The 5,424-nt window shown below is 31.4% G+C and carries 7 protein-coding genes; 4 read left to right on the top strand and 3 right to left on the bottom strand.

Features of this window, described 5'->3' with window-relative positions; genetic code table 11:
* A partial coding sequence (locus tag FWJ34_RS17935; protein WP_308256707.1) for a trigger factor family protein occupies positions 1-295 on the bottom strand: 295 nt, incomplete at its 3' end.
* A 358-nt stretch (positions 296-653) separates the two neighbouring features.
* Here FWJ34_RS17935 and rimK point away from each other — a divergent pair.
* From rimK to FWJ34_RS17920, 3 genes are all read left to right on the top strand, one after another.
* Positions 654-1,562: a 30S ribosomal protein S6--L-glutamate ligase gene (gene rimK, locus FWJ34_RS17930; RefSeq protein WP_308256706.1), complete on the top strand. Its 909-nt coding sequence runs from the start codon at positions 654-656 to the stop codon at positions 1,560-1,562.
* A 187-nt stretch (positions 1,563-1,749) separates the two neighbouring features.
* Positions 1,750-2,238 carry a DNA starvation/stationary phase protection protein Dps gene (dps, locus tag FWJ34_RS17925; RefSeq protein ID WP_308256705.1) on the top strand — a complete coding sequence of 163 codons (489 nt, stop codon included), beginning with the start codon at positions 1,750-1,752 and terminating at the stop codon, positions 2,236-2,238.
* Positions 2,239-2,320: 82 nt separating this feature from the next.
* A complete protein-coding gene (locus FWJ34_RS17920) occupies positions 2,321-3,334 on the top strand; it encodes a diguanylate cyclase domain-containing protein (protein ID WP_308256704.1) in 1,014 nt (337 codons plus the stop codon).
* 4 nt (positions 3,335-3,338) lie between these two features.
* Here FWJ34_RS17920 and nusB read toward each other — a convergent pair whose 3' ends face one another.
* Complete coding sequence (gene nusB, locus FWJ34_RS17915) at positions 3,339-3,977, bottom strand: transcription antitermination factor NusB (protein WP_308256703.1); 639 nt, start codon at positions 3,975-3,977, stop codon at positions 3,339-3,341.
* A 259-nt stretch (positions 3,978-4,236) separates the two neighbouring features.
* The gene (locus tag FWJ34_RS17910) at positions 4,237-5,103 is read right to left on the bottom strand and encodes a hypothetical protein (RefSeq protein WP_308256702.1); all 867 of its coding nucleotides are present in this window, start codon (positions 5,101-5,103) and stop codon (positions 4,237-4,239) included.
* A gap of 152 nt (positions 5,104-5,255) precedes the next feature.
* Between FWJ34_RS17910 and FWJ34_RS17905 the strand changes: the two genes are divergently transcribed.
* The gene (locus FWJ34_RS17905) at positions 5,256-5,414 is read left to right on the top strand and encodes a hypothetical protein (RefSeq protein WP_308256701.1); all 159 of its coding nucleotides are present in this window, start codon (positions 5,256-5,258) and stop codon (positions 5,412-5,414) included.
* The last annotated feature ends 10 nt before the right edge of the window (positions 5,415-5,424 follow it).

The following is a 5,424-nucleotide window of genomic DNA, read 5'->3' as shown; positions in this document are numbered from 1 at the left end:
CTTCAAAGTTAGAGACTAATTGATAATTTCCTAAAACATTAATAGATTCTTGTTCAATCGCTTTTTGGATACTTTCTTGGATTAATTCCTCTAAAACAGCACCTTTTACTCTTTGACTACCTAAACGTTGCAATAAAATTGGTCGAGGTACTTTTCCTTTACGAAATCCTGAAATATTGGAAGTTTTTGCTATTTCTTTTAAAACTTTTTCGTAGGTATTTTTTGATGTTTCTGCAGGAATCTCGATTTCTAAACCGATTTGACTAGCAGGAAGTTTTTCCTGTGTTATTTTCATAAAAATTACTATTTTTTCCTTTTAACGAATCGCACTTGTACGATAATATTTTATCTTTATAATACTTGTTTAGCAGACAAATTTTGCTCAACTTTTCTAATATATCATGAATGAGGAATAAGAAATGATAGATTAGCAAAGGGTTTAAACTTTTTGTTGGGAATTAGGAATAAATAATACTTATGACTGACTTGAAACCAGACACCGGAAACTTATTAACTTCAAAAATTCTTTGATCAAATTCAGATCTAATTAATAATTTAAACTGTATTATTAATCACAATTACTATAAGAAAGACATGAGCAGTTGTAAAATAAGATAAATTTAAAAGCAGATCATCTATATTTAGAACTTCCCATGAAAATAGCTATTTTATCTCAAGATAGTAGCCTTTATTCCACAAAAAGATTAAAAGAAGCAGGAGAAAAACGGGGGCATGAAATGAAGGTAGTTAATTATCTTCGATGCTATATGAATATCACTTCCCATAAACCAACTGTTGTCTATGGTGGGAAAACTTTAGAAAATTTTGACGCTATTATCCCTCGCATTGGTGCATCGAAAACTTTTTATGGTTTAGCGGTAGTAAGACAATTTGAGGTAATGGGAGTGTTTAGTGCCAATGAATCTCAAGCTATTTCTAGATCTCGTGATAAGTTGCGTTGTGTACAAATTTTAGCACGAGAAGGTATCGGTTTACCCGTAACGGGTTTTGCTCATGATACGGAGGATATTGATGGCTTAATTGAAACCGTAGGAGGAGCACCTTTAGTAATTAAGTTATTAGAAGGAACTCAAGGTATAGGTGTAGTTTTAGCAGAAACTTATCAAGCCGCAAAGTCGGTAATTCAAGCCTTTAAAGGATTAAATGCGAATATTTTGGTACAAGAATTTATTAAAGAGGCAGGAGGTGCTGATATTCGGTGTTTTGTCGTAGGAAACAAAGTTGTAGCCGCTATGAAACGTCAAGGTCCTGAAGGTGATTTTCGCTCTAATCTTCATCGAGGAGGCACGGCAGAAAAAATTAAACTTACTCCAGAGGAAAGAAGTACAGCTATTCGCTCGGCTAAGGCGATGGGGTTGCGGGTTGCAGGGGTAGATTTATTACGCTCAAATCATGGCCCTGTGGTGATGGAGGTTAACTCTTCTCCTGGTTTAGAAGGCATTGAAAAAGCTAGTCAAATCGATGTTGCTGATAAGATTATTGATTTTATCGAGAAAAACGTTGAAATAGGTAATAGTACTCGTGATCGCATTCAGTTTTAATTTAATTTAAGGCATAAATCTTTTACTACAAGCTACTTAAACATATTTTCTTTCAAAAAATCTAAAATACTTGAAATGAAGAACAGATGACTGTATAACTGAAAATTAGTTCATGAGAAGATGTTGTAAAATAGAGAGGAATAAGCATAATCACTTTTGAATATTATTTAATTAGAGAATCATATTTATGGGTACAAAATTGTACGATACACGTCTTGATTTGAGCGTTGAAATTCGTCAGCAAGTAACGGATATTTTAAATCAGACTTTAGCTACTACTTTGGATTTAAAAACTCAAACAAAACAAGCCCATTGGAATGTCAAAGGAAATAACTTTTTGCAACTTCATGAATTATTTGATGAATTAGCTGGAGAATTAGATGAGTATGTTGATTTAATCGCTGAAAGAATAACAGCTTTAGCCGGTGTGCCATTAGGTACTGCTCGTGTCGCTTCTCAAAATTCATTAATTCCTGAATATCCTCTTGATTTTGTTACAGGTGTGGATCATCTTACCGCTTTAGCTGATCGATTTGCTACCTATGGCTCTCATTTACGAGATGCCATCGCCAAAACTGGTGATTTGGGAGATGCTGATACTTCGGATTTATATACAGAAATTTCTCGTACTATTGATAAACGTCTATGGTTTTTAGAAGCTCATTTATATAAATAGTTCTCAATTTGTAGGGGTGAATAGGATTCGCCCTTGAGGGATAGTGAAAAATTTTTCAACTGAAAATTAATCATAAATTACGATGAATAAAAAAATTATTATTTTAGATGATTTAGAGGAACAAAGTCAGTTTTTCTTACGGTTACTTAATGAAGCAAATTATTGGGTATTAGTTACGGAAGAAGAATTTGAATTATTGGATTTAATTTATAGAGAAAAACCCGATATTATTTTATTAAGTGCAACTTTAAAACATAAAGACAGTTATTTGATTTGTAAGAAAATTAAGTTGTTAGAAATTGGGGAAAATATTCCTGTTATTTTTATTAATAGAGATCAACATTATTTTGAGGCTGAAACTATCTTTAACTCTGGTGGCTCTGATTATATCAGTTATCCTTTTAGTTCTGCGGAAATTTTACACCGCATATCTATACAAATACAGTTAAAAACGATGGAAGAACTTTTAAAAGAAAAAACCAATCAGTTGCATAAATTAATTCCCCATTATCAAAAACTCAAATTAGCCCTAGAAAAAGCTAAATTAGAATTAGCTAATATAGCTCAAAAAGATCAGTCTAGTTTTTTACCACAACGAGAAGGATTTGAGAAAATTTTACAACAAGAATGGTTAAGAGGGGCTCGTCAAAGATCTTCTTTTGGCGATTTAGCGGGAACAAATATTTCCTTAATTATGGCGAAAATTAATGATTTTACTGCTTATCAAAATAATCATGATTCCGATTTAGTCGATAATTGTATCAATATTGTAGGTAAAACTTTACAGTCGATGGTAAAAAGACCTGGAGATTTAGTTGGTAATTTTTCTCAAGGTTTATTTGTCATTTTATTACCTAATACAGATCAAGATGGTGCTGAAACAGTAGCACTAATGATCGCTTCTAAGTTAGAAAGTTTACAAATTCCTCACCATTATTCAGATTTTAGTGAATATATTAGCTGTAGCTTTGGTATTGCTACGGGTATTCCTAGTCAAGCATTACCTCCCACAATTTTGATGGAAGTAGCTGAAAATGCTCTTAATAATGCCTTATCTCAAAAACAAAATAATATAATTGTCATTGATAATTTTTAAATTCCTAATTTTTAATCATTTTTACTAATTTATCACTGACTTTTCTCAATACCCCATTAATAAAACGATAACCGTCATCGTCAGAATAACTTTTTGCAATTTCGATGGCTTCATTAATAGCCACTTTATGATCTATATTTAAAAAAGCCATTTCTGCTACGGCTAAACGCAAAATATTAGCATCGATTTGGGTTAAACGACTTAAAGTCCAATCGATCATTACCTCATTTAAAATAGCTTCAATTTCTACTCTACGGCGATCAACTGTACCAATTAATTCTAAAGCATATTCTCTCACTTCATGTTGACGGGATAATTGCACAAATTCAGGAATTTCAATAACACTACCAAGACGATTAATGGCTTTTTGAGTTAAAGCGATAGATTCTTTTAGCATACTTCTAGCACTACCTAAATTTGTAGCACGAGTTTCACTTTTAAATAACTGATCGTTACTACGATTTAATTCATCAGATGCGGTTTCAATGGCATTTTCAATCTCTATAGATAAAGTGCGAATTGCGCTGAGAATCAGATCGTTAATTTCAATATCTTCAAGTTGTTCTAATTTTCCCCTAATTTGACTTAAGCTAAGTAAGGATAATATTCTAGCAGTTCTTCTCGGTTGTTGACGAATGGACATTTTATTCGATTCTTAAATATCAGTAGCAATAAATAATATAGTTGAACAATCATCATGAAGTACAAAAAAAATTGAAGTCTCCTTTTTCAAGGAGGATTTAGGAGGATCAAATCGTACTTGATAACTGTGATAATTGCTATAAACAATTAATTTAATCATTAATAGCCAATATTCAACTATACACTAATTAATACTTTAACAATGAGTTTGATTATTATAGTTGAAGAAAAATGTTTAATCGGCTCATAGATTTTTATTCCTATTCCTCTAATTTTGGGTTACGTTTACCCGTAGAAAGCCAGTAAATCGGAGCAACTAAGCTATAAGGGCGCCAATGATGAGGATTTTTGATGATTGATTTTGTACCTTCCCTATTACGGCTGATTTTCTGAGAATTTGGTTCAGGAAATTGAGATCCTAAAACACCGAAAGCTGAAGTAGTAAAATAAGCTACATCTCCTATATTGATATTTTTCCATGCTTGTAGTCGGCGATAAAGTTGAGGGAAACGGTTATTAGCAATTTTTTCTGCAAATTGACGATTAATCCATAATTCTGATTGTTCACATTTACTAAATGTTACTGCAATTCTTCTTTTTTCTCTTTCTAAATCTGCTTGATTTAAAGCTAATAAAAACTTATCAATTCCATTCGCATATTCCTCATCTTTACGGTATGATGTGCCATCAATTAACAACATAATTCCTGTGGATTGAAGACAGTCATCTAAATAATCATCTAATAAAGGATCTGCAATTTTATACATTATATCTGTGAAAAATTCTCCGGCATAATCTTTACAATTAACTGTTAATTTAACCTGATTTGCTAAAGTTATATTCAAGGTATAATCTTTAATGTTATCAATATTAGCATTAAGATCTGTCGGTTCTAATTGTAATCCTTGTTCGAGAATATTTTGTGCCTTTGTGACTAATTCTTCTGCATTTTCTCCAATGGGAATAATATTTCGTACAAAACTATCTTTACTGGCATTCGGATAATAAGCAAGGGAAGCCATATACGTTGTTTTTCCTGACTGGCGATCGCCAATGACTCGAATAGAGGCGTTTTCTTCTATATATTCAGAGGAATTTTTAAGTTTATTAAGAATATGTTTTAACATTTTTAAAATATTATCAATTTGGAGAATAGTCTTAAGAATAGATTTTAAAACATTAACAAGAACTCTATTATAAAATTACTGATTTTTCTATTTTAGAGTATTTAGCTTCTAGTAAAAAGTATGATAATTCAGTTCAAAATTTTCCAAAATTAATGAATGTATTGGAGCAATGGCAAGAATTTTATAAAAAAATTATAGATATTTGTGAACAATATTCGGCTAATAAGTATCAACAACTGGGTGAATTTAAACAAGATATTTCAGGATTATCTATCTATGAAACTTATAAAGAATATTTATCTTTATTTTAAAGGATTCATC

The organism is Geminocystis sp. GBBB08 (genome assembly GCF_016743215.1).
Taxonomy (GTDB): Bacteria; Cyanobacteriota; Cyanobacteriia; order Cyanobacteriales; family Cyanobacteriaceae; genus Geminocystis.
This window is presented reverse-complemented; position numbering and strand designations above follow the sequence as displayed.

Bases quoted from the DNA above. Each gene is read 5' to 3' on its own strand.
- FWJ34_RS17920 (WP_308256704.1), top strand. From the start codon at position 2,321: ATGAATAAAAAAATTATTATTTTAGATGATTTAGAGGAACAAAGTCAG.
- FWJ34_RS17910 (WP_308256702.1), bottom strand. From the start codon at position 5,103: ATGTTAAAACATATTCTTAATAAACTTAAAAATTCCTCTGAATATATA.
- rimK (WP_308256706.1), top strand. From the start codon at position 654: ATGAAAATAGCTATTTTATCTCAAGATAGTAGCCTTTATTCCACAAAA.
- dps (WP_308256705.1), top strand. From the start codon at position 1,750: ATGGGTACAAAATTGTACGATACACGTCTTGATTTGAGCGTTGAAATT.
- nusB (WP_308256703.1), bottom strand. From the start codon at position 3,977: ATGTCCATTCGTCAACAACCGAGAAGAACTGCTAGAATATTATCCTTA.
- FWJ34_RS17905 (WP_308256701.1), top strand. From the start codon at position 5,256: ATGAATGTATTGGAGCAATGGCAAGAATTTTATAAAAAAATTATAGAT.